Source organism: Ruminococcus sp. OM06-36AC (assembly GCF_003438725.1).
GTDB lineage: Bacteria > Bacillota > Clostridia > Oscillospirales > Ruminococcaceae > Ruminococcus_C > Ruminococcus_C callidus.
Window position 1 is genome coordinate 389,627 of sequence record NZ_QSTT01000001.1, and the last position, 23,652, is coordinate 413,278.

Here is a 23,652-nt window from a genome sequence, read left to right on the forward strand (position 1 = left end):
TGCCCTATGGCGTATATGCCCGCACTCTCTTATGAAGCCATTGCAGACGGCTTGACGGTCTGCACCAGTTCGCTGCACCGGTTCGGCACAGATGCGGTGCTGCTGACGGAATTTTCCGGTTATCGGCAAAAAGACCGCGTCTGCGACTTCGGCACCGGCTGCGGCATTATCCCCATGCTGATGCAGCGGCAGGCTCCCCCGCAGGAGATCTACGGCGTGGACATTCAGCCGGAGGCGATCCGGCAGATGTGTCTGGGCATTGCCGAAAGCACAGCCGTACAGTCTGTCCTGCACCCTGTCTGTGCCGACCTGAAGAATCTGTGGGAAGATGCTCCGGCGGGACAGCTGGATCTGGTCACCTGCAATCCGCCGTACAAGGCATATCAGGCAGGCATTGAAAGCCAGCTGACGGCACAGAAAATTGCACGGCACGAGATTTTGTGCAACATCTATGACATCTGCCGTTCGGCAAAGCGGCTGCTGAAATTCGGCGGGCGGCTGTGCATCTGCAACCGTCCGGAACGGCTGGCAGACTGCATCGATGCCATGCGGCAAAACGGCATTGAACCGAAGCGGCTGCAATTCGTGGCAAAGGATGCCGATGCCCAGCCCTGGCTGTTTCTGCTGGAGGGCAGAAGCGGCGGAAAGCCGTTTCTGAATGTGCTGCCTCTGCGAATCGTCGGGGACGGCAGCGGCGTGACAACACGACTCGAAAAGATAATGCCGGTATGATCTGCACTGCGTAACGGTTAAATTGTTGCTTGTACCGCACAAAGCTTGTGCGGTGTTTCCCTAGAAATCGTATCAGAACACATAGAAATTGTATTAGAAACCCGCTGTTTATTTTTGCTATAATAAGGGAAACACTGCACGCAATCTGCGTGCAGTGTTTCCTGAGATATGAAACTGGCTCTAAGGCAATACCGCACAAAGATTGTGCGACAGATGCGTCGTCAAATTTTTCGTCAGATGAAACAAAAAGCGGAGTGAATACTTGATGTATTCACGAGCATTTTTGTGAAATATGACGGGAAATTTGCAAGCAGATGGCGTGCAAAGTCGCCAGACGCTCTTTGTGCGGTATTGCCCTAAGACAATTACTTTTTTGACATCACAGGAGGAACTATCCCCATGAGAAAACACAATCCGATCTACAAGCGGGCATTGATGCTGGCGGTGCCGATGATGATCCAGAACGGCATCACCAACATGGTCAGTCTGGTGGACAACATCATGGTCGGCAGTCAGGGCACGGAAGCGATGACTGCCGTTTCCATTGCCGGTCAGCTGATCTTCGTATTCAACCTCGCCATTTTCGGTGCCCTTGCCGGTCCCGGCATCTACGGGGCACAATATTACGGACAGCGGAACATGCACGGTTTTCAGAGCACGTTCCGCATCAAGCTCTGGCTCAGTCTGGCATGTCTTATCTGCGGACTGCTGGTCTTTCTGCTGAGGGACGAGTCTTTGATCGGGCTATACCTCCACGGAGAAAGTGCCACCGTGGACTCCGCCCTCACCATGACCTATGCCAAGCAGTACCTGCACATCATGCTGCTGGGGCTGCCGTTCTTTGTGGTGACACAGGTCTATGCCACCAGCCTGCGGGAAACCGGCAGCAGCGTCAAGCCCATGGTGGGCGGCGTGGCTTCGGTAGTCGTGGACATCGTACTGAACTACCTGCTCATTTACGGCAACTGCGGCATGCCTAAGCTGGGCGTTCGCGGAGCAGCTATTGCCACCGTGCTGGCACGTGTCACCGAAATGAGCATCGTCATCATCTGGGCACACCTCTGCCGGAACAAGCACGTGTTCCTGAAAGGCATCTACCGCACACTCCGCGTTCCCAAGGAACTGGCGGGAAAGGTACTCCGCAAGGGCATGCCCATTTTCTGCAACGAACTGCTCTGGTCTGCCGGTCTGGCTGCCCTGACACAGTGCTACTCTACCCGCGGGCTGGAAGTGGTTGCCGGACTGAACATCTCCAACGCCATCTGCAACCTGCTGAACGTGGTATTCGTGGCACTGGGTTCTGCGGTGGGGATTCTCATCGGGCAGACGCTGGGGGCTTCGGAATACGAGAAAGCCAAGAAGGATTCGTTCAGCCTGATGTGGTTCACCGGTGCAGTCTGTCTGCTGCTGGCGGCGATCCTGATCTCCGTTTCCGGCGTGTTCCCCAAGGCATATGACACCACCGCAGAGGTACGGAACTACGGCCGCTGGTTTATCACCATTACCGCGGTGTTCTTCCCGATACAGGGCTTCCTGAACGCCCTGTACTTCACCCTGCGTTCCGGCGGAAAAACGATGATCACCTTTTTGTTTGACAGCGTCTTTACATGGGTGATCCCGATTCCCGCTGCCCTGCTGATGTGTCACTTCACCTCGCTGCCGATCCTAGGCATTTATGCCATTGTACAGGCGGCGGATATTCTCAAGGTGGTGATCGGGTATATCCTGATTCAAAAGGGTGTATGGATCAGCAATCTGGTAGAGGAGATGCAGTAACCGGCATTTTCAGGAAACAACACCCCAAGACCGTCTTTTCCAAAGGCGGTCTTTTTTCTGTTCTTTCTGCATAGAATGGCAAAAATTGAGAAAGCAGCACCGTGTTTCCCGCACCCCACACAGAAAGGACGAATTGCCATATGTGCACATCATCTGCCGGACTGCCGCCGGAATTATCTCAAACGGAACTCCCTGTCGTCGCCCTTGTAGGCATGCCCAATGTGGGAAAATCCACCGTGTTCAACGCCCTCACCGGCATGCACCAGCACACCGGAAACTGGGCGGGAAAAACCGTTGCCAGTGCCGTGGGGACAGTCACCTGGAACGGGGAATCGCTCCTGCTGGCAGATCTCCCCGGCACATACTCGCTCCGTGCCCGCAGTGCCGAGGAGATCGTGGCACGGGATTTTCTCTGCTTTGCAGAGCCGGATGCCGCGGTAGTGGTCTGTGATGCCACCTGTCTGGAACGGGGGCTGCTGCTGGTCATGCAGGTGCTGGAAACCTGCCCCCGCACCCTGCTCTGTGTCAACCTGCTGGACGAAGCTGAAAAGCGGCAGATCGCCATTGACCTGCCGCAACTGGAACAGCTGCTGGGCATTCCTGTGGTGGGCATGGCTGCCCGCAGCGGCACCGGACTGCCGGAATTCCAACAGCGACTGTTCGACCTCCTGCACCAGCCGGCACCGCAGCCGCTGCCCTGTCCCGTTCCGGAACAGCTGGAACAGCCATTGGAACAGATCCAGAACGAACTGCCGGAAAACCTCTGCGGACTTCAGCGGGAATGGACTGCCCGACGGCTGTTGGAACCGGAGCCGGAACTGCACGAAAAAATTGCCGCCCACGGGAATATTTCCTTGGAAATCCCCGCACTGTCCGATGCACTGGAACAGACGTGGAAGCAGTACTCCCCCGAAGTCTGTGCCGATGCCATGATCGCCGCCATTGTCCGACACAGCGAAGCCCTCGCCGCCCAGACTGTACACCAGCCGGAACAGACCGATGCCGCCGACCGCCGCCTTGACCGGATTCTGGCGGGGAAGTGGGGCATTCCGGTGATGCTGCTGTTGCTGGGGCTGGTGCTCTGGCTCACCATTGTGGGGGCAAATTATCCCTCGGCATGGCTCTCCGCCGGCTTTTCCCATTTGCAGGGCTGGCTCTCTCTGCTGCTGGAAACCATACATACGCCCCACTGGCTGCACGGTCTGCTGATCGACGGCATCTACAACGTACTGACCTGTGTCATTGCAGTCATGCTGCCGCCTATGGCGATTTTCTTTCCCCTGTTCACGCTGCTGGAGGATTTTGGCTATCTGCCCCGTGTGGCGTTTCATCTGGATAAACCATTTCAGCGTGCCTGTGCCTGCGGCAAACAGGGACTGACCATGTGCATGGGCTTCGGCTGCAACGCCGCCGGCGTGACCGGCTGCCGCATTATCGACTCCCCGCGGGAACGGCTGATCGCCATTCTCACCAACAACTTTATCCCCTGCAACGGCAGATTCCCCACCATGATCACCTGTATTTCCCTGTTTTTCGCCGCCGGCAGCGGGCTGTGCCGTTCTGCCAGTTCTGCCCTGTTGCTGCTGGGGCTGATCCTGCTGGGCGTTTTTGTCACATTCGCCGTGTCCCGTCTGCTGTCGCATACCATTCTGCGGGGTGTGCCGTCCTCCTTTACGCTGGAACTGCCGCCGTACCGCAAGCCCCAGTTCGGCAAGGTGCTGGTGCGTTCGCTGCTGGACCGGACGATTTTTGTACTGGGCAGAGCCTGTCTGGCGGCGGCACCGGCGGGAGCCGTGATCTGGTGCTTCACCAACTGCCATATTGGCGGCGGCTCCATTTTTGCACACTGTGCGGCACTTCTGGACACACCGGCACAATTTATCGGACTGGACGGCGTAATTCTGCTGGGGTTCCTGCTGGGATTTCCCGCAAATGAAATTGTCCTGCCCATTATCTGCATGGGCTACACCGCCGGAAACGCCCTCGCCGAGATCACCGACTTGAGCCGCATTCACGAGATCCTGACGGCAAACGACTGGACGGCTGCCACCGCCCTGTGCATGCTGCTGTTTTTGCTGTTTCATTTTCCCTGTTCCACAACCCTCCTGACCATTCACAAGGAAACCGGCAGCTGGAAGTGGACACTGGCGGCGTGGGGGATCCCCACCGCTGTGGGAATTCTGCTGTGCGGCATAGTGCACTGGACGGCAGTACTTCTGGCTTATATTTGTAAAATTTTGTAAATCAAATACAACTGTATATCTCCGCGGATTCCGGATACACTATAGGCAACGCGGCATAAAGCTTGTACGGAAGATGCGTAGTCAGATTTCATGCAAAGCCGTCAGGCGGGCTTTGTGCCGCATTGCCTATTCAACGCGGCAAATTTCTGCCGCCGGCTGCCGGTTCTTCTGCCGCACACGGAGAACCATCAGAGCAGTCCTGTGTGCGGAGAAACGGAGAACACCATGTCCAAGCAGAATCAGAGCCAGAACCGTCAGCAGCAGCAGAGCCAGAATCGCCAGAACCAGCAGGCACAGCAGAAGCAGAACCAGTCTGCCCAGAACTGCCGGAACCAGCAGGGCGACGACGATGACGACTGTGGCTGCGGCTGCGGCAGATAACTTCTGAAATTTGATGTTATAAAACAGAAAACAGGACAGCTTTTCCCTGCGGAATCGCTGTCCTGTTTTTTATGGCATGCTACTGCCTTATGTACTTAAAATTTCGTCCCAGCTTTTGGGAATGCCGGCTCCCCGATACGCACAGTACAGCATCAGATAGAATGCATCTGTGGCATCGATCTTACTGTTGCCGTCGCAGTCTGCCGCTGCCGCCTGCGACATGGACAAACCGGAAGCATAGCCCACGGCATCTTGTGCCTGTGCCAGCAGGGACTGAAACACATCGGTGGCATCTACACTGCCGTTCCCGTCTACATCACCCAGCAAAAACAAAGGCTCTGCAGTTTCCTTGGCGTAGATATACTGAGAATACTGTATCAGCCCTTCCCGTTCCAGTCCGGCAAAGAGATTGGCGGCGGCATTGTCCACCTCTGCCTGCGTGGCATCTTCCGGCAGGGCTGCCGCTTCGGCATAGGCTGCCTGATACAGCGGATCTGCATCGGCGGCAGGCTCGCCGTAAGACATGGCGGCATTCCACTGTGCCCAGTTGACCGCGGTGTCCTGTTCCTGCACAATTGCTTTCATTGCAGCGTTGCCCAGATTGGAATAGGGCTTTTTGCCGCTGCTGTTTTGCCACTGCTTCACGTCAACCATATCGATCCATGTGTCGCCGCTGCAAATAAACGTCTGCCCCGACTGGATCGAGCAGTGGCGTTCCAGCGTTTCCATGGAGTTGGACTCAAACGAAAGCCAGAGTTTTTCCCTGCTGCCCTTTTCCTTTCGCAGTTCCAGCACAACCGAAAACCGGTCGCCCTTTTGCAGCATCACATTTTGTGCTGCCAGTGAAATGTTCTTATAGCCGCCGTACTGCACTGTGCCCTGTTTGCTGCAAAGCTTTGTGCCGTCTACAGGGGACTGGGCGTTATTTTTCAGCCGGTACACCGAAATGGTATACCACCCGCCCTGAGAATTGTTCGATGTCATGGGAAACATGACTTCCGTCAGCCTGCCGGACTTTTCCGCAGTGAACACATTGGCTGCTGCGGAAAAGTTTACGTTGGCATAGGAAACACTGCCGTCGTACTGATAGCGTGCAACGGGCGTGCTGTCCTGCGTCATCTGAAACCGTGCCGCTTCGCAGAGAGAAGCTTCCTCATAGGACAGCCAGAAGTAGCCGCCGCCAACATCATCTGCCCCCCAGCTGTTCCGCACCAGCCACGCCCCGTCCGACTTGGGCTGACAGCTTTTTTGGAAATTCTCTCTGGAATAGTTATCGTCCCAGCCCACCAGCAGAACCGCATGGTCGGCATCTCCGGTGCCGTGCCGTTTCTGGTAATAGGCAATGGAGTCCCCGTTGTCAAAAAATATGCCCTTGGAATAGAACGATGCACTGACGGCACCGCTTTCCATGAGCCACTGCTTGATAACAGTCCGCCCCGCGGTGTCCACCTGCTGCAAGAGGTCGGAGCTCTGCATGCGGTAGTAGGCGTTATACCGCTGGTACTCGGAATAGCCCTGTGACCAGTCGTCCATGGAGGCGAACTGTTCCAACTGAGGGCCGATGCCTGCCGCCAGTCCATAGCCCGCAATGGTGGGATTGCCGCCGCTGATGCCCTTGTTGTCCATGGTGATATAGTCGCCGCTGGTGAGGTCGCCTACCAGCAAATGATTGGTAAAGGGATACCAGCCCAGTGCCGCTTCGGAAAAGTTCAGTTCGCCGCTGCTGTCTTTCCACGATTCCGGAATGTCCAGCCCCTGTTTCATGATGTTGGACTCACAGGCACCCAGTGCCGCATACGCCCAGCAAAGACCTGTGGAGCCCTGATCTTTGACAGAAGTGACATAACTGCTGCCGTCCACGTCCAGCAGGCTATAGGAAGACGGCAGCGAGCCGGCTCCACGCAGGCTTTCCTCCGCCTCGTCGTCTGTGACCTCCGGTGTGTCCGTCTGTGCCGGCTCATTCGCCGGCACCAGCAGCCCGTCGTTCTGTTTCCACGTTTCTTCCAGAACCTCCGGCATGTCCGGCTCCGCCGCCGCAGGTAACTGTCCCCACGGCAAACAGCTGATGACACACAGCAGCGAAATCACAGCACGCCGCCAGTACGTCCATTTTTTCCTCATATATTCCTCCTGCCATTCCGGCAATGTGTACGAAATTTTGTATACGATATTATCAATTATAGCACATTCCGCCAGAGATGTCAAAGGCAATACCGCACAAAGATTGTGCGGCAGATGCGTCGTCAAATTTTTCGTCAGATGAAACAAAAAGCGGAGTGAATACTTGATGTATTCACGAGCATTTTTGTGAAATATGACGGAAAATTTGCAAGCAGATGACGTGCAAAGTCGCCAGACACTCTTTGTGCGGTATTGCCCAAACAAAAACGCCGGATCGTTTCCTTTGAGATTCGCTCCGGCGTTATTTTTCCGTTTGATCTTATGATTCCTGCACGGCATCGTACAGTTCACTTTTCCGGTAGCCGGTTTCTGCGGCAACGGTTTTGCATGCCTGTGTCAGCTTCTGCCCATCTGCCACACAGCGGCGTACCTGCTCCACAGCTTCTTCCAGCGTGATGCTCTCCGCCTTCTGGGGCACCGCACCGGCAACGACCAGCACGTATTCCCCGCGGGGCGGCGTGTTTTCATAATAGGCAATGGCTTGTGCAAAGGTGGTCAGCTGCACTTCCTCGTGAATCTTCGTCAGTTCCCGACAGAGGGACAGGCTTCTGTCCCCGCCGAACACTGCCGCCATATCTGCCAGTGTCCGGCAAAGCTTATGGGGAGCCTCGTAGAAAATCATGGTTCGCTGTTCGTCCCGCAGTTGTTCCAGATGTGCCGCCCGCTGGTTCCGGTTCACGGAGAGGAACCCCTCAAAGGCAAACCGTGAGGTATGCTGTCCGGAGATCGCCAGTGCCGCAATGGCTGCCGACGGTCCGGGGACCACTTCCATAGGCACACCCAGCTGATGACAAAGCTGCACCAGCGGCTCACCAGGGTCGGAAATACAGGGCATGCCTGCATCTGTGACCACGCCGCAGGATTCCCCTGCGAGGATCCGGTCGGCAATGCTCTGTGCCACCGTCAGCCCGCTGTGTTCGTGGTAGCTGACAATGAGTGTGTGAATATCATAGTGGGAGAGCAGCTTGCGGGTGACACGGGTATCCTCCGCCGCCAGAAAGTCCACCTCGCCCAGCAGCCGCAGCTGCCGCATGGTGATGTCCTCCAGATTGCCGATGGGCGTGCCGATGATGTATAGTGTACCACTCATGTTGAAACTCCTTTTGCCTTAGAAAAACTGCTTCATTTCCAGAATATCGTGCACATGCACCGTTGCCGTCGCACAGATCTGCTGCCATGCCGCCGGATTGGCTGCATCATACACCCCCACGGTGAAAAATCCGGCAGCCCTGGCACATTGCAGAGCGTGGAGAGAATCCTCTGCCACGGCGATCTGCCGTCTGCCCAGATGCAGCTTCTGTGCCGCCAGCTGAAAGATACGGGGCTGGGTCTTGGGAGCACCAGCCTCCTGCTCGGTGAGCAGAAATGCCAGCCGTTCCCATACATGAAGCCGTTTCAGTGCCGCCTCTGCCAGTTCGCCGTAAGTCGCCGTGGCAACGCCATAGACGATCTGCTGGCTGTCCAGCCAGTCCAGAAGTTCTATGACATGGGGTTTCAGCGGCAGCAGTTCCCGATACTCCTGTGCAACGGTGTCTGCCACCTGCTGTGCAAACTGTTCCGGCGTGACCGGCAAGTGGAACTCCTCCACGAAATAGCGGGAGAATTCTTCAATGGACATTCGCTGTACCGTTTCGGACAGGTCGTCCGGCATTTCTTTGCCGTAGTAGTCCATGATCTTCTTGTCCACCTGCCGCCACATGCTGCCGGAATCCAGCAGCGTGCCGTCCAGATCAAAAATGACGCCCTGTAGGGTGTTGTGTTCCATGGTGTTGCGATTTCCTTTCGTGGGAAAGACAACACCGCACAGAGCCTGCATGACGGCTTTGCACGGTATTGCCTGAGGTTTGTTTCCCGATTACAGCTTTTCGAACCGCGGCTGGTTATCGTGTGCCGTGCCGGTAAAGATCGACTTCGGCATTGCCCAGACGCTGCCGTCCTGCTCCTTGCGGTAAACTACCAGTTCTTCCTGTGTTTCTGCGTGGCGGACGGAGGTCTGGAGCAGTTCGCAGACAGAGCCGTCCAGTACATCGCGGTACTTTGCACCGGCTTCCAGAACCGTAGGCTCCGGTACGGCAACTGCTGCTGCTTCCGGTTCAGTCTGGTTGACAATATCGTCCTCGACCAGAATCATCGAGGAGAACGGTGCCATGCGGATCCATGCACCGCCGTTTTCTACCTGCACCGGCTGACCGCTGATGACATCGACCAGCGAGGGCACGTGGGTGCCGAAGCGGAATTCGCTGGGGCAGTCCTCCAGATTCAGTGCCACGTAAACAGTTCTGCCATCCTGCTCCTTGGCGAACAGCAGCTGACGGTTCCGGACTTCCACAGTGTAGTAGGAGCCGGTACGCAGTGCCGGATATGCGTGGTAGATTCTGCCCAGCTTTACCAGATGCCGGTACAAATCCAGATTGCCGCTGCGATTCAGGTCGTCCAGATCCAGACAAGGCCGCAGACCATCATCGGAATTGTTCTCGTGTCTGCCCATGACACCGTATTCACTGCCGTAGTATATCGACGGAATGCCCGGCATGCAGTACATCAGCGTATAGCACAGGGGCAGATACCGCTGGTCGCACAGGGTGCTTGCCAGACGGTTGACATCGTGGTTGTCCACAAAGTTGTACAGAGCCACGCCCTGATAGATGCCGCCGTTGCCGAACTGGCGGTTGATGCTGTAGTTGATCTCGAAATAGTTCTTGTCGTTGTGGGAAGAATAGATGCCCTTATAGCACTCATAGTTGGTCACGCTGTCCAGCATTTCCGGATTTGCCCAACGCTTATAGTCGCCGTGAATGATCTCGCCCATGAGCCAGAATTCCGGATTGCGTTCCTTGCAGAAGTTGTGGATCCGGCGGAAGAAGTCGAAGTCCACACAGTCTGCGGCATCAAAGCGGATACCGTCGATATGGAACTGATCCATCCACATGCCCACGGCATCGATGAGGTAATCGCATACGTGCCAGTTCCGCAGATTCAGCTTGACCAGATTATAGTAGCCGTTCCAGCCCTCGTACCAGAAGTTGTCCCCGCAGGGGCTCTGACCGCCGAAGTTCAGACCGGCAAACCAGTCGCAGTACTCCGAAGCCTGTCCCTTTTCCTGTACGTCCTTGAACGCCCAGAAGTTCCGTCCCACGTGGTTGAACACGCCGTCCAGAATCACGCGAATGCCGTTCTTGTGCAGTTCATCGCAGATGTGGGCAAACATTTCGTTGGTGCCCAGCCGGCGGTCGATCACACGGTAATCGGTGGTGTCATAGCCGTGTTCCACAGATTCGAATACCGGTCCGAAGTAAACGGCATCAACACCCAGTTCTTTCAGATGCGGGATCCAGTCCAGCACCTTTTCCAGCCGGTTCACCGGTTCGCCGCCCTCGTTGCACTTCGGTGCTCCGCAGAAGCCCAAGGGATAGATGTGATACATCACTGCGTTTTCGTACCAATTCATTTTTATTTCCTCCTACTCCTATTGTCTATCACAAACAGGGCAATTTCCCTGTTGGAGTTCTTTAAAGCCTGTTCAGGCTCCTATGGCAACACCAGCCCGCCTGACGGCTTTGCACGCAATCTGCGTGCAAGCTTTGTGCGGTGTTGCCCTATCACTTCACAGAGCCTTCCAGATAATACGTTGCTTCCATATCCGCCACGTTGACTGCCAGAGCCAGCGGGAACATTTCCAGTGCTCTGCCCACGCTGTTCTTGTCCTCGTTGCCGGAAAAGCCCATGTGATAGCGAATGGCAAAAGCTTCGTCACGGGTCAGCCGCATAAAGCTTTGAATCATGTACACGGATTTTTCCCCGTGCCCATAGGGCAGAGTGTCCCGCACGGTATAGTAGGGCACCTTTTCCCACACGCCCTGTTCATTCTTGGCGTTGCGATAGTCCACGGCATAAAAGCCAACCTTGCAGATGTCGTGGAGCAGTGCCGTCACGGCAATGGTTTCCGGTGTATAGTCCATGCCGTACAGTTCCTTGGTGCGGGGACGATTCAGATAGTCTTTCAGGCACTCGTACACATTCAGACTGTGTTCCACCAGCCCGCCCTCATATGCCCCGTGAAATCGGGTGCTGGAGGGGGCAGTAAAGAAATCGCTGGCATCAGAGTCCAGCCATTCCAGCAGCCGGTCTGCTCCCCGCCGCTGGATATTTTCCTGATAAACGGCAATAAATTCTTCTCGTTTCGTCACGGCATTTCCCGCCTTTCTATACTCTGTTGTATATTATACCACACATTCAAGAAATTGGCAAGCGTTCCGCGAAAAACTTCCGTTAAAACGATTTCTAAATCATGAAAAAGCCGCAGGCGGAGAAAAAACCTGCGGCTTTTTTCAAAAGGGATGAACTGACAGACGGAAAAAGCATCTGCCATGGGAAATGTCAAAGTCTGTTTTATATCTGACGTACACAGATTGTTTTTCAAGAGATGAAAGTAAACTCTGTGCGGTAGAAATCACTGGGAAGCAGATTCTTCATCAGGCATTGGCGGGATATACTGCGTATAGTTCTCTGCCAGATCAAAGTCATTGATCGTTTGTGTCCGATAACCTTTGTCAATGGGAACAGTAAAAACTGTACCTGCTGCGTCCAAGTTGTTTTTTCCGTCCGGAACAATACGAATGGTCAGTTCCGTAGCATCAGTCAATGCTGCTTCCCATACAGAATTCTGAAAGGAAATGTCTGTATCAATATTCGCGTCTATCATATCATAAGAGTTACCGTTCTGATCCGTGACATACATCACATCGTAGTCATCAAATACAGTATCCTCAGAAAAACGGATCTCTGTGCTAAACGGAGAAACAGTCACAGATTCCAGCGTATATCCGTCTTTTGTTTCGGTAACTGGATAGATGTCCGTTCGGCTGGTATCCGCCTGTATCTCCGCAGTCAGAGTAATATCCACAGGAATAACACCCAGAGATCTCGGTTCACAGCTATATGCCGTATCACCCTTGGCGGATACGCCGGTTTCAAACCATGACCAACTAGTTGCATCTATTCCCTGTAAGAACGAAAACGAAAGCTGCAACGGCAGGCTTGCTGTAGTGTTCCCCTGAAATATCTCACTGCATTCCGCCGAAAGCACGATACTATATTCCGCATCGCCAGACTTCACAAATCCGGCAATGCTGGTATTTTCCTTGTCATAGTATGCACCCTCTGCCTGTTCAGAAAGCGTTGCCAGCCCACCGGTTTTTGTACTCATAGTATATGTACCGGTACTTCCGATAAATGACAGCTTTTGTCCATTCAGTGTGCCGGTAAACTCCGATTCAATTCCGGTACTGTTCTGCAATGCTTCTGGCAAATTCGTTAATCTTAGCGTTACACTCAGGTGGCTGCCGTCGCAGTAGATGTTTTCCATGCGAATCGTACCGTCTTTCGTTTTTTGCATTTCGTCTGTTTTTTCCGCATAGGAAGTCAGATCGTTTTTCTCTATGGGACTTTTTGTGTAATATTTTTCATTGCTGAAAAAGGCATAGATCCCCTTAACAGCATCGGACGAAGCCACTGCCGGAACAGCGATTGCAATGCTCAGCACGCCGGCAGCTGCCACAGCGAGAAAAGTGCCGACTTTCTTTTTTGCAGAACATCTGGTTCGCATCATTTTTCGCTCCATTCTGTGTTTTCTTCTCTGGTATGCCTTGGAAAACTGCGGTTCGGCCGCGTCCGCTGCAAACGCTTGTTCTACAATTTTTTCCCATTCGTCTTCATTATAAGGAAAATAGCTGCTCATAAGAAGTCACTCCTTTCTGCTGCATCATGGCTTTTCTGGCACGTTCAAAACGCTTACGTGCTGCTGTTTCCTTAATGCCGCACCGTTGGGCAATCTCCCGAAAGGGAAGTTCCTGCTGACAACGCAGCAACACGATCTGCCGGTCGGTTTCACTAAGAACTTCCAGCATTTCTGCCAGAATTGCCTGCTGATATTCCTGTTCTTCTTGCTGCTCTGCGGCACTGGTGGGCGTTTCGTCAGGAACCTGCAAGATTCGTTCGTCCCATGCAGTACGACGATCTGCTTCTTTCGCATTCTTTCGGTACTGGCTGATTGCAGTATTGCGAATGATCTGTATCATATACTGTCTGGTACGCGGGCTTTCCGGTTCGTCGATCTGATCCAGATGACGGATCACTTTGCAAAATGCCTCGGAAACCGCGTCCTCGGTCTGCTGGGTATGGTGCAGCACCGCATAGGCGATATGGTACATAGGCTTTTCATAAAGCCGATAGAGTTTATGCAATTTTTCTTTCGCAGACTGCATAAATTTCACCTCCTGTTTTGGACGTCCTACTTGATATAACGCAGCAGTCCGGAAAATGTGACAGATACAAGACCCTTTGCATTTTTCTCTAAAATATGCTATACTATCTACAGTAAGCCTATACTAACTCAGAAAAGGAGCAAGAGCATGACAAATACAAAGATCAAACCGGAACTGAACGGCGTGGCAGAAACCATGCTGCTGACTTTTTATGCAAGAGCCCAGTACTCCCGATCCCCGAAGCATGTCTTTTATGATGCCAAGGCGGTGGAGCTGGCGGAACGGCTGGACTACGATTTTTCCAAGGCTTCCAGGGACGTTGCCATGGGCAGCGGCACGATTGCCAGAACCATTGTATTCGACGAACTGGTACAGGCATTTTTGCAGAAGCACCCCGATGCAACGGTGGTGAACATTGCCTGCGGGCTGGACACCAGAGTGTACCGCATGGACACCGGAAAGTGCACATGGTACAACCTCGACCTGCCGGAAACCATTCGCGTCCGCGACCAGATCTTTCAGGAACAGGGACGCATCTCCACGGTGGGCAAGTCCGTACTGGATCCCACATGGCACGAGGACATCACCCAACGCGGCACCATGCTGTTCGTCATTGAGGGACTGTCCATGTACCTCCAGCCGGCAGAAGTGGCACAGATGCTCCGCATCATTCACGACAACTTCGACAACGCCTATGTGATGATGGAAACCACCTCGCCGTTCTGGGTGCGGAAGCAGTCCATTGAAAAATCGGTACAGGGCACCGGTGCAATTTTTACATGGGGTGTGAACCGGTTCTCCGAGATGCAGGACCTTGCCCAAGGATTCCACAGCGTGAAAGACGACAATATCCTCCGCGGCATGGCGAAGCTGTACCCCGCCTACCGGCTGATCTCATGGCTGCCGGTGGTGAAGAACATGGCAGAGAAAATTCTGATCTTTCAAAAGGATTAAGGCAATACTATTTCCACACTTCTCCCACGTTTTCCACAGCACTTTCAACAACTTGTGGAAAACAAAAACCGTGGTTTTTCGTGTGTCCTTTCGAATTTATGACAAACATTGCACAATTTACGGGGATCCGGCACCAACACCCTGTGCAAAACTCGCCGGATCGTAACCAGTTTGTAACTGGTTTTCCCCTGTGTTGTGGAAAACTGTGTTGAAAAGTTGGGGAAATACCGGTGAAAGATCCTGTCGATTCTGTAAAATTCGCGGAATTCCGCAGATTTTACAGCCGTGGAAATGTGGAAAGAGAATATTTTGCGGAATGTGGGAAATCCTAATTCTGCGAGGCATTGGAGCACATTCCTGCAAAATGGAATGCATTTCTTCTTCGCGACTTTCAAAAACGAGGTGAGATCCATGAAAAACTATCGATTTCTGGCACTGCCTATGGCAATGCTCCTGATCGGCAGTGCATTCACCGGCTGCGGCAGTAAGAATGACAGTTCCGCCGGTGATTCCACAAGCACTTCTGCCACAGATACCAGCCGCGAAGACGGCGGCGTGATGAGCGATGTAGAGGACGGCGTGCGGGATATTGTCACCGATGCAGGCGATGCGGTACGTGATGCCGGCGATGCAGCGGGCGACGCCGTCAAGGATGCAGGGGACGCTGCCGGCGACCTGATGAACGACGACGATTCCAAGACAGATTCCACGGACGACAGCAGCCGCTAACCCAGAGCGTGTGCACATGCTCCGGACAAAACAAGAGCCTCATTTCTGCAAAAGCTGCGGAAATGAGGCTCTTTTCATGCATTTTCAGGGCAATACTCTGCAATTACTGCTGTTCAAAGCGACGCTTCAGCTTTTCAAAGAAACTCTGCCGCTTCGCCTGATTTTTTTCTTCCAGACTGTCGTCAAACTTTTGCAGCAGTTCCTTCTGCTGGCGTGTCAGCTTTCTCGGCACTTCTACCACTACGGTGACATACTGGTCACCATAGGATTCTCTGCCCAGATACTTGACACCCTCGCCGCGTAGACGGAACTTGGTGCCGCTCTGTGTGCCCTCCGGAATGTCATATTCCACCTTGCCCTTAATGGTAGGCACGGTCACCTTATCGCCCAGCACTGCCTGTGCGTAGGTGATCGGGATCTCACAGTAGATGTCCACGCCTCTGCGGGTAAACAGATCGTGCGGACGTACATTTACAGAAACATTCAGGTCGCCGCTGGGACCGCCGTTCAGTCCGGCATCACCCTGTCCGCCGACACGCAGCACCTGTCCGTTATCGATACCAGCCGGAATCTTCAGCTCAATATCACTGGTAGTCCGGCAGCGTCCGCTGCCGCGGCACTTGCTGCACGGATTGGTGACGATCTTGCCCTTACCGCCGCAGCGGGAGCAAACTCTTGTGGAAGATACGGTGCCGAACGGTGTCCGCTGGTTGACCTGCACGGAACCACGGCCGTGGCACTCGGTACAAGTGCTGGTCGTGGTGTTGGCATCTGCACCAGTACCATTACACTGGTCGCACTTCACCATGTGAGTGATCCGCATCTTCTTCTTGACACCCTTGCAGGCTTCCATGAAGTCGATCGTCACGTTGCTGTTTACATCGCCGCCACGCCGCGGTGCATTGGCACTGGACGCAGTGCTTCTGGAACCGCCGCCGAAGCCGCCGAAGAAACTTTCGAAAATGTCGCTGACATCACTGAAACCGCCAAATCCACCGAAGCCGCCGGCTCCTGCACCGGCTCCGCCGCCGTAATTCGGGTCTACGCCGGCATGACCGAACTGGTCGTACCGTGCACGTTTCTGGGAGTCAGACAGCACTTCGTACGCTTCATTGACTTCCTTGAATTTTTCTGCTGCTTCTTTATCGTCCGGATGCAGGTCAGGGTGATATTTCCGTGCCATGGTCTTGAACGCTTTTTTGATCTCGTCCTCGGAAGCACCCTTTTGCAGCCCCAGCACCTCGTAATAATCCCGTTTTTCTGCCATGTCTGCTGGCTCCTTTCCCTTGAACAGACCCGATCGGAATCCGGCTGTTCCTCTATGGCAATACCGCACAAAGATTGTGCGACAGATGCGTCGTCAAATTTCTCGTCAGATGAAACAAAAAGCGGAGTGAATACTTGATGTATTCACGAGCATTTTTGTGAAATATGACGGGAAATTTGCAAGCAGATGGCGTGCAAAGTCGCCAGACGCTCTTTGTGCGGTATTGCCCTATTATGTTACGCTGTGTCCGCTTGCGGCGGCACACCGTGCGGGGAGTCCCCATATACGACGATGTCGGGACAAGCCGAAACCTGCCCCGTCACCGCCGTTCTATTCACAGCGGTACGTCATATTTCATGCCGCTGCGTTTCATTCTTAAACTTCCTTGAAGTCTGCGTCAACAACGCCGTCATCACCGGAACCGCCGTTCGGGTTGCCGCCCATATTCGGGTCAGCACTGTTGAAGCCTGCGGAACCGCCCATGTTCGGATCAGCACCCGGCTGACCGCCGTTCTGCTTGTATACCTTGGAGGACAGTGCGTAGAATGCCTGCTGCAGGTCGTCGGACTTTGCCTTGATCGCTGCGGCATCATTTCCGCCCAGTGCACTTCTCAGGTCTGCGATCTTGCTCTCGATTGCGGACTTTTCGTCTGCCGGAACCTTGTCGCCGAATTCCTTCAGAGCGTTCTCGCACTGGAAGCACAGGCTCTCTGCGTTGTTCTTGGTATCTACTTCTTCACGACGCTTCTTGTCGTCTTCTGCATACTGCTCTGCTTCCTTGACAGCCTTGTCGATGTCCTCCTTGGACATGTTGGTGGAAGCAGTAATCTTGATGTCCTGTTCCTTGCCGGTGCCCAGATCCTTTGCAGTCACGTGTACGATACCGTTCTGGTCGATGTCGAATGTTACTTCGATCTGCGGTACCCCTCTCGGAGCCGGTGCGATGCCGTCCAGACGGAAGGTGCCCAGCTGCTTGTTGTCCTTTGCGAACTCACGTTCACCCTGCAGGACAACAATATCTACTGCGGACTGGTTGTCTGCCGCAGTGGAGAAGATCTGGCTCTTCTTGGTCGGAATGGTGGTGTTTCTCTCAATGATCTTGGTGCAGACACCGCCCATGGTTTCCAGACCCAAAGACAACGGTGTAACGTCCAGCAGCAGCAGACCGTCCTTGACATCGCCGCCGAGGACACCGCCCTGATATGCAGCACCCAGAGCAACGCATTCGTCCGGATTGATGCCCTTGAACGGTTCCTTGCCCAGCTTCTGGCGAACAGCTTCCTGTACTGCCGGAATTCTGGAAGAACCGCCGACCATCAGGATCTTGTTCAGGTCAGACGGGGACAGACCGCTGTCAGACAGAGCCTGCTGTACCGGTCCCATGGTAGCGTCTACCAAGTCCTTGGTCAGTTCGTTGAACTTTGCAACTGTCAAGTTCATATCCAGGTGCTTTGCACCGGTTGCATCAGCGGTGATGAACGGAATGTTGATGTTGGTGGTGGTGGTGGAGGACAGCTCGATCTTTGCCTTTTCTGCGGCATCTTTCAGACGCTGTACTGCCATCTTATCGTTGGAGAGGTCAATGCCCTCAGTCTTCTTGAATTCTTCTACCATCCAGTTGATGATTCTCTGGTCGAAGTCATCGCCGCCCAGACGGTTATTACCTGCGGTAGCCAGAACCTGCTGTACGCCGTCGCCCATTTCGATAATGGAAACATCGAATGTACCGCCGCCGAGGTCGTATACCATAACTCTCTGGTCGTCTTCCTTATCGATACCATAAGAAAGTGCAGCAGCAGTCGGCTCGTTGATGATACGCTTTACAGTCAGACCTGCGATCTGTCCGGCGTCCTTGGTTGCCTGACGCTGAGAGTCGGTGAAGTATGCCGGAACAGTGATAACTGCTTCGGTTACCGGCTGACCCAGATATGCTTCTGCATCGGTCTTCAGCTTCTGGAGGATCATTGCGGAAATTTCCTGCGGGGTGTACTTCTTGCCGTCAATGTCAACCTTGTAGTCAGAACCCATGTGACGCTTGATGGAGGAAATGGTACGCTCCGGATTTGCAATTGCCTGACGCTTTGCGGTCTGACCTACCAGACGCTCACCATTCTTGGAGAAGCCGACAACAGACGGCGTAGTTCTCGCACCTTCTGCGTTGGGGATTACGACTGCATTACCGCCTTCCATAACGGCAACGCAGGAGTTTGTTGTACCCAAGTCAATACCAATAATCTTTCCCATAGTAAATTCTTCCTTTCTGTATCTCCGTTTCCCCTGCGGAAAAACGGGCAGATTTTCTCATTGAATAAATATATTTAAACTACCCTTGCGGATAGAAGTTTGCTTTTAGAACTTGTGTGCATAGGCATCTGCCTGCGTCTTTTCGGCAAATTTTGCTGCATACTGCGTTAAAAATTCTTGCCAGACACCAAGTATGCCTGCGAATTTTTGCCTTGTCTGCAACAAAATTTGCTCGAAAATCCGCACACATTTCCTATGAACACAAGCTCTTACAGCCAGAACTCGCTGCGAAGTGCGGTGAGTTCGTCTGCCGAAGCCGGCGTTTGATCTGCATGCTCCAGTGTGACAATATAATTGGCACCCATGTCACCGGTAATGCCGTACAGGGCATATTCGCCGCTGTCATTCCACTGGCACAGGCAGCAGCCTGCATCGACCAGTGTCGCTGTGACATCTGTCAGATCTGCCATAGAATCCACAATTTCCTGTGCATTCTGAAACAGCGGCTCCATGCTGATCAGGAGGTTTACAGTTTCCTGCGTTTCAGCGTTGTACAGCTGGTACTGATAACCGTCCGTTTTCAGCTGAATCTCTTTCCACGTCCACGCTGCCAGTACGCTTTCCGGCGGTGTGTACAGTGTCTTTTCCGGATACTGTTCTGCCATTGCCGCAGCAAACGCGGCGTAATCGTCAAAGCTCTGCCCAGCTGCCTCCGTGGCTTCTATAGCTTCGGTTGCTGCTTCCGTTATCGGCTCCGCAGTAGTTTCCAGTGCCGGTGCAGTACCAGTGCCGGCAGGCTGTTCCAGTTCCTTGGAATCACACCCTGTCAGCCACGCCACTGTCAGCAGCATCGCCGCCGTCATGAGGGACGCTGTGTGTTTCTTCACGCTGCTGCCTCCTGCCTACACAGAAACGGCAACCATTGCCGGACGGATCAGCCGATCCCCCAGCAGGTATCCTTTCTGGAACACCTCGCAGACCTTGTCGCTCTCGTAGTCGCTGTCGTCCACCTGCTTGATTGCATTGTGGAGATTCGGGTCAAAGGTTTCACCCAGTGCGGCAACTTCTGTCACGCCCAGCTTTTCGAATGCTTTCTGGATCTGTGTGAATGTCAGTTCCACGCCCTTTTTGTAGTTCTCATCGGCACAAGGTGCTTCCAGAGCCCGTTCGAACGTATCCATGACATTCAGCAGTTCCTTTACACAGTCCACCTTGGCATCACCGTAGATCTTCTTTTTCTCCTCGGTGGTGCGGTTGCGGTAGTTCTGATACTCTGCCATCAGCCGCAGGTGCTGGTCTTTTTGTTCCGCCAGTTCTGCTTCTTTTTGTGCCAGTGCATCTTTCAGGTCTTTTTTCTTCTTCTTTTTGTCGTCCTTGCCGTCCGCAGCTTTGGTTTCCCCGGCTTTGGCTTCCGGTGCAGCAGCTTCTTCCGGTGCGTTCTCTGTCTTTGCATCTTCCGGCTGCTGTGCTTCGGTTTCCGGCTTCTTGGTTTCCTTTTCGTCTGCCATTGCTAACACGTCCTTTCTATTGTTCCGGCTTGGGATCCTTTGGCGGCTCCGTCTGCCCGATACATTCCAGTTCCGGCAACGGCGTATCGTCGTCTTCCGAAATCAGGTGTGAGATTTTTTCGGTAAAATATTCTATATAAGGTATCACCTTGGCGTAATTCAGCCGCATCGGTCCGATGACACCCAGCGAACCGGCGGTGTGATCGCCTTTCTGATACTTGGAAACGATCATACTGGAGTTGCCGATGACGAAATCATTGCCCTCCTCACCGAACATGACCTTGATGCCCTGAAACGAATCGTCCAGCAGTCCGGATAATTCCTGTTTGTGCATCATGAACTTGGCGACTTCCGCCTTGTCCAGATCGTCACAGGAGAACAGGTTCTGCTCCCCAGTCATATACAACTCATTCTGCTGCAAATCCTTGGACATTTCGCAAATGCCCTGCACCAGCGGACTTAACGTCATCATGTAAGTGCCCATGGCGGTAATCATCTGTTCCAGCTTTTCTTCCGACAAGTCGGAAACCGAAACGCCCTCCAGATTTTCTTCCATGAAGTGCTTGAAAAAGTCCATGTGTTCATGGGTGAGGTCAAACTGTAACCGGCAGGCACGATTCTTGATCTTGCCGTCTGACGTGATCAGCAACACCACATACATGCGTTTCCCTGTAGGGATCACGTCCACTTTCGAGATCACCGAATATTTCGGTGCGAAGTTGGAAACCACGGTGGCACACTTGGTGATCTGGGAAAGTGCCGTGGTGGCACTTTGCAGGATCAGATCTTCTGTCAGCTGACTCTCATCGCCCAGCATCTCGTCCAGCCGGTCCCGTTCCTCTTGGGGGAGCGTTCCCTCAGCACTGATCTCCTCGATGTACATGCGGTACCCATTAAAGGTAGGCACGCGTCCCGCAGAGGTGTGCGGCTGTTCCAGATACCCCAGTTCTTCCAATACCGCCATGTCGTTCCGGACAGTTGCCGCAGACACATGAATGTCCGGTAACTGCGAGATCGTTTTCGACCCCACTGGCTCACCGGTCCGAATATACAGATCGACTACCGCCGATAGAATTCTTCGTTTTCGTGCATCCACAATAACCATCCTTTCTGGCAGATTCACTTTTAAAGTGTTAGCACTCATTCTCTCTGAGTGCTAATATAAATTTACCATGATTCCGGACGATTGTCAAGGGCTTTTTCAACTTTTGTAGGAATGTACAAAATCAGATTTATAAAAATGTGCATTTTGTGCAAATTTGAAGCCTGCTTGCAAAGTTTTTGCGGTTTGTCACCTGATTTCTATTTCAAATAGGTTGACAAATAAGGCCGACTGTGCTATAATGGGAACGTTGCAGCGTTAGCACACGCTTTGCGGCGGGGAATTTCCCGCAAGCCGACGCTCTCCAATCCAATCCAGAAAGGACTTTTTCCTATGAAACAGCAAACACAGACCGCAGCTGCCGAATCCGGCATGACTGCCAAGAAGACCCAGCACCAGAAGATCGTGGCAATGGTGCAGATTGCCCTGTTCGCGGCGATCATTGCCGTATGCTCATGGATCCAGATTCCCATGACCGTGCCGTTCACCATGCAGACCTTTGCCGTATTCTGTGCTCTCACCACACTGGGCGGCAAGGGCGGCACCATTTCCATTCTGATCTATATTGTACTGGGAGCCGTGGGCGTTCCGGTATTCGCCGGCTTTACCGGCGGCATCGGCATTCTGTTCGGCACCACCGGCGGCTACATTATCGGTTTCCTGTTCACCGGTCTGCTCTACTGGCTGATTACCCACTTTTTCGGGGAGAAGCTACCGGTAATGATTCTGGCACTGGTGCTGGGACTGGCGGTGTGCTACGCCTTTGGTACTGCGTGGTTCATGATCGTATACGCCAAGGATTCCGGTTCTGTGGGACTGCTGACTGCACTGGGCTGGTGCGTATTCCCGTTCATTCTGCCGGACTGCGTAAAAATGGCTCTGGCAATCCTGATTGGAAAGCGGCTCCCGAAGCGGCTGATCCAGCGTGTATAAACTACGGCCACACCACGGCTTGTGCTCGGCGTTTTTCTGCGGGCACGGCTACAGCGAAGCATTTACCGCAAACATGACGGAAATGCTGCGGCTGTTCCGGCAGGATGACCCATATATCACCCTGACCGGCGGCACGGACTGCATCTGTGCCAGCTGTCCCCACAGCCTGTCCCATGTGTGCGATGCGGCGGAAAAGGTACAACGCTATGACAGTGCCGTTCTCATGTTCTGCGGTCTTTCTGTGGGCAGTGTCCTGCGGTGGAGCGAATTTACCGACCGGGTAAGCCGGCACATTCTGGAACCGGGACTGCTACAGGACATCTGCGGCGATTGCCAGTGGTATTCTATTTGCGGAAGCACTAAATAATATAGGAAACGCGTGCGTATATTCAACGATATATGCACGCGTTTTATTTATTTTGCATAAATAATTAAATTTACTTTGTGCGAAAACACGTATTTTGTATTTTTATATTGACTTTTTATATTCCGATATGATATAATGTGGCTATAAGATATATGTCTTTATATCCATATTATTCCATCAAAAAATGCAACGAGGAGGTATTTCTATGAAAAAAGCAGTATTCAAAATCATAACATCTTGTATTGTTGGAACATCCTTATTCTTTTCACCACAACTGGCGACAAAAAGCTATGCCACATTAACCGTTAGAACTTACATGGACACAACAGAAACTGCAATTTATGGCATTCCCACCACATTTACCGAACGCCGTCCGGCTATTGAATCTCGTATCGAAACTTATTTTTCAGCAAGAAATATCAGCGTCAACGTTACATCTTCAAATCTTGACATATATTCTACGCCTGCAAGCCAGTGTGCGGAAAATGCACCCAATTATAATTATACAGTAAGACATGGATGTGCGTGCTACTCAAACACACAGTGTGATAATGGGACTCATCACCATAGTAACGCACAAGTATATAGGAACTCTTTTCCCAACCCTACTAATGCCAAAACAGCCCATTGGTTAATCACAGCTGCATTCATATGCGATAATAATCCACATCATGGATTAAACGGCGTTACTTGGACCGATTCACGTAAAATTGTCTCCTGCGATTACGATTATAAAGTTCCAAAATCTCAAAAGGGAACAGATGTATACGCATTTGTATCAAAAACTGCTATCCATGAAATTGGACATCTATACGGTGTAGCTGATCATTATGCAGTACTTCCAGATCGTTACCCAGATTGTATATGGGGCAAGAATCATTCAAATTATGAAATTGCGAAAAGTGCTGTAACATGCCCACAATGTGCATCCACATTAAGCAAAAATAAAAACAAATATTAAAAGCGAGGCGA

General features: G+C 52.9%; 21 protein-coding genes. 9 read left to right on the forward strand and 12 right to left on the reverse strand.

Translation table 11 applies throughout. The features are described 5' to 3' along the window. The first annotated feature begins 6 nt into the window (after nucleotides 1-6). The 4 genes from DXB92_RS01720 (at nucleotide 7) to DXB92_RS01735 (ending at nucleotide 5,132) form a co-directional block, all read left to right on the forward strand. A complete protein-coding gene (locus DXB92_RS01720) occupies nucleotides 7-732 on the forward strand; it encodes a methyltransferase (RefSeq protein WP_242986584.1) in 726 nt (241 codons plus the stop codon). A 399-nt stretch (nucleotides 733-1,131) separates the two neighbouring features. Then, nucleotides 1,132-2,508: an MATE family efflux transporter gene (locus DXB92_RS01725; RefSeq protein WP_117732039.1), complete on the forward strand. Its 1,377-nt coding sequence runs from the start codon at nucleotides 1,132-1,134 to the stop codon at nucleotides 2,506-2,508. Nucleotides 2,509-2,648: 140 nt separating this feature from the next. Beyond that, nucleotides 2,649-4,751 (forward strand): ferrous iron transport protein B, encoded by a 2,103-nt coding sequence (feoB, locus tag DXB92_RS01730; protein WP_117732041.1) that lies wholly within the window; start codon nucleotides 2,649-2,651, stop codon nucleotides 4,749-4,751. Between the two features lie 114 nt (nucleotides 4,752-4,865). Further along, on the forward strand, nucleotides 4,866-5,132 hold the full coding sequence (locus DXB92_RS01735; protein ID WP_147330001.1) for a hypothetical protein: 267 nt from the start codon (nucleotides 4,866-4,868) through the stop codon (nucleotides 5,130-5,132). An 87-nt stretch (nucleotides 5,133-5,219) separates the two neighbouring features. On the opposite strand, the gene DXB92_RS01740 is transcribed toward DXB92_RS01735, so the two are convergent. The 7 genes from DXB92_RS01740 to DXB92_RS01770 form a co-directional block, all read right to left on the reverse strand. Beyond that, nucleotides 5,220-7,253: a lectin like domain-containing protein gene (locus DXB92_RS01740; protein WP_181976846.1), complete on the reverse strand. Its 2,034-nt coding sequence runs from the start codon at nucleotides 7,251-7,253 to the stop codon at nucleotides 5,220-5,222. A 319-nt stretch (nucleotides 7,254-7,572) separates the two neighbouring features. Beyond that, entirely contained in the window at nucleotides 7,573-8,403 is an 831-nt protein-coding gene (gene rsmI / locus DXB92_RS01745) for a 16S rRNA (cytidine(1402)-2'-O)-methyltransferase (RefSeq protein WP_117732047.1), read from the reverse strand. Nucleotides 8,404-8,421: 18 nt separating this feature from the next. Then, nucleotides 8,422-9,078: an HAD family phosphatase gene (locus tag DXB92_RS01750; protein ID WP_181976847.1), complete on the reverse strand. Its 657-nt coding sequence runs from the start codon at nucleotides 9,076-9,078 to the stop codon at nucleotides 8,422-8,424. A gap of 90 nt (nucleotides 9,079-9,168) precedes the next feature. After that, on the reverse strand, nucleotides 9,169-10,761 hold the full coding sequence (locus DXB92_RS01755) for a DUF1653 domain-containing protein (RefSeq protein ID WP_117732051.1): 1,593 nt from the start codon (nucleotides 10,759-10,761) through the stop codon (nucleotides 9,169-9,171). Nucleotides 10,762-10,912: 151 nt separating this feature from the next. Next, nucleotides 10,913-11,500: an HD domain-containing protein gene (locus tag DXB92_RS01760; RefSeq protein WP_021683292.1), complete on the reverse strand. Its 588-nt coding sequence runs from the start codon at nucleotides 11,498-11,500 to the stop codon at nucleotides 10,913-10,915. Between the two features lie 263 nt (nucleotides 11,501-11,763). Then, nucleotides 11,764-13,050 carry a DUF4179 domain-containing protein gene (locus DXB92_RS01765; RefSeq protein ID WP_117732053.1) on the reverse strand — a complete coding sequence of 429 codons (1,287 nt, stop codon included), beginning with the start codon at nucleotides 13,048-13,050 and terminating at the stop codon, nucleotides 11,764-11,766. Further along, nucleotides 13,028-13,576, reverse strand: a complete 549-nt coding sequence (locus DXB92_RS01770; protein WP_117732055.1) for a sigma-70 family RNA polymerase sigma factor — start codon at nucleotides 13,574-13,576, stop codon at nucleotides 13,028-13,030. The genes DXB92_RS01765 and DXB92_RS01770 overlap by 23 nt, the downstream gene beginning before the upstream one ends. 147 nt (nucleotides 13,577-13,723) lie before the next feature. Between DXB92_RS01770 and DXB92_RS01775 the strand changes: the two genes are divergently transcribed. Both DXB92_RS01775 and DXB92_RS01780 read left to right on the forward strand, forming a co-directional pair. After that, on the forward strand, nucleotides 13,724-14,530 hold the full coding sequence (locus tag DXB92_RS01775) for a class I SAM-dependent methyltransferase (RefSeq protein WP_117732057.1): 807 nt from the start codon (nucleotides 13,724-13,726) through the stop codon (nucleotides 14,528-14,530). Nucleotides 14,531-14,941: 411 nt separating this feature from the next. After that, the gene (locus DXB92_RS01780) at nucleotides 14,942-15,259 is read left to right on the forward strand and encodes a hypothetical protein (RefSeq protein ID WP_040646397.1); all 318 of its coding nucleotides are present in this window, start codon (nucleotides 14,942-14,944) and stop codon (nucleotides 15,257-15,259) included. Nucleotides 15,260-15,362: 103 nt separating this feature from the next. Here DXB92_RS01780 and dnaJ read toward each other — a convergent pair whose 3' ends face one another. From dnaJ to hrcA, 5 genes are all read right to left on the reverse strand, one after another. Beyond that, entirely contained in the window at nucleotides 15,363-16,526 is a 1,164-nt protein-coding gene (dnaJ, locus tag DXB92_RS01785; protein ID WP_040646395.1) for a molecular chaperone DnaJ, read from the reverse strand. Between the two features lie 375 nt (nucleotides 16,527-16,901). Then, nucleotides 16,902-18,770, reverse strand: coding sequence for a molecular chaperone DnaK (gene dnaK, locus DXB92_RS01790; protein ID WP_021680496.1), 1,869 nt, complete (start codon nucleotides 18,768-18,770; stop codon nucleotides 16,902-16,904). 269 nt (nucleotides 18,771-19,039) lie between these two features. Beyond that, nucleotides 19,040-19,657 carry a hypothetical protein gene (locus DXB92_RS01795; protein ID WP_117732059.1) on the reverse strand — a complete coding sequence of 206 codons (618 nt, stop codon included), beginning with the start codon at nucleotides 19,655-19,657 and terminating at the stop codon, nucleotides 19,040-19,042. A 15-nt stretch (nucleotides 19,658-19,672) separates the two neighbouring features. Continuing rightward, nucleotides 19,673-20,278, reverse strand: coding sequence for a nucleotide exchange factor GrpE (gene grpE / locus DXB92_RS01800; RefSeq protein WP_117732061.1), 606 nt, complete (start codon nucleotides 20,276-20,278; stop codon nucleotides 19,673-19,675). Between the two features lie 16 nt (nucleotides 20,279-20,294). After that, complete coding sequence (gene hrcA / locus DXB92_RS01805; protein ID WP_117732123.1) at nucleotides 20,295-21,374, reverse strand: heat-inducible transcriptional repressor HrcA; 1,080 nt, start codon at nucleotides 21,372-21,374, stop codon at nucleotides 20,295-20,297. A gap of 339 nt (nucleotides 21,375-21,713) precedes the next feature. Between hrcA and DXB92_RS01810 the strand changes: the two genes are divergently transcribed. The 3 genes from DXB92_RS01810 (at nucleotide 21,714) to DXB92_RS13305 (ending at nucleotide 23,641) form a co-directional block, all read left to right on the forward strand. Further along, on the forward strand, nucleotides 21,714-22,313 hold the full coding sequence (locus DXB92_RS01810; RefSeq protein ID WP_341473029.1) for a biotin transporter BioY: 600 nt from the start codon (nucleotides 21,714-21,716) through the stop codon (nucleotides 22,311-22,313). Then, on the forward strand, nucleotides 22,306-22,680 hold the full coding sequence (locus DXB92_RS01815; RefSeq protein WP_117732063.1) for a DUF1284 domain-containing protein: 375 nt from the start codon (nucleotides 22,306-22,308) through the stop codon (nucleotides 22,678-22,680). The genes DXB92_RS01810 and DXB92_RS01815 overlap by 8 nt, the downstream gene beginning before the upstream one ends. Nucleotides 22,681-22,885: 205 nt before the next feature. Further along, entirely contained in the window at nucleotides 22,886-23,641 is a 756-nt protein-coding gene (locus tag DXB92_RS13305; protein ID WP_147330002.1) for a hypothetical protein, read from the forward strand. The last annotated feature ends 11 nt before the right edge of the window (nucleotides 23,642-23,652 follow it).

Coding starts and splice junctions, on each gene's coding strand:
- DXB92_RS01720 (WP_242986584.1), top strand. CDS start 7: ATGGCGTATATGCCCGCACTCTCTTATGAAGCCATTGCAGACGGCTTG.
- DXB92_RS01725 (WP_117732039.1), top strand. CDS start 1,132: ATGAGAAAACACAATCCGATCTACAAGCGGGCATTGATGCTGGCGGTG.
- feoB (WP_117732041.1), top strand. CDS start 2,649: ATGTGCACATCATCTGCCGGACTGCCGCCGGAATTATCTCAAACGGAA.
- DXB92_RS01740 (WP_181976846.1), bottom strand. CDS start 7,253: ATGAGGAAAAAATGGACGTACTGGCGGCGTGCTGTGATTTCGCTGCTG.
- rsmI (WP_117732047.1), bottom strand. CDS start 8,403: ATGAGTGGTACACTATACATCATCGGCACGCCCATCGGCAATCTGGAG.
- DXB92_RS01750 (WP_181976847.1), bottom strand. CDS start 9,078: ATGGAACACAACACCCTACAGGGCGTCATTTTTGATCTGGACGGCACG.
- DXB92_RS01755 (WP_117732051.1), bottom strand. CDS start 10,761: ATGAATTGGTACGAAAACGCAGTGATGTATCACATCTATCCCTTGGGC.
- DXB92_RS01765 (WP_117732053.1), bottom strand. CDS start 13,050: ATGAGCAGCTATTTTCCTTATAATGAAGACGAATGGGAAAAAATTGTA.
- DXB92_RS01770 (WP_117732055.1), bottom strand. CDS start 13,576: ATGCAGTCTGCGAAAGAAAAATTGCATAAACTCTATCGGCTTTATGAA.
- DXB92_RS01775 (WP_117732057.1), top strand. CDS start 13,724: ATGACAAATACAAAGATCAAACCGGAACTGAACGGCGTGGCAGAAACC.
- DXB92_RS01780 (WP_040646397.1), top strand. CDS start 14,942: ATGAAAAACTATCGATTTCTGGCACTGCCTATGGCAATGCTCCTGATC.
- dnaJ (WP_040646395.1), bottom strand. CDS start 16,526: ATGGCAGAAAAACGGGATTATTACGAGGTGCTGGGGCTGCAAAAGGGT.
- dnaK (WP_021680496.1), bottom strand. CDS start 18,770: ATGGGAAAGATTATTGGTATTGACTTGGGTACAACAAACTCCTGCGTT.
- grpE (WP_117732061.1), bottom strand. CDS start 20,278: ATGGCAGACGAAAAGGAAACCAAGAAGCCGGAAACCGAAGCACAGCAG.
- DXB92_RS01810 (WP_341473029.1), top strand. CDS start 21,714: ATGAAACAGCAAACACAGACCGCAGCTGCCGAATCCGGCATGACTGCC.
- DXB92_RS13305 (WP_147330002.1), top strand. CDS start 22,886: ATGAAAAAAGCAGTATTCAAAATCATAACATCTTGTATTGTTGGAACA.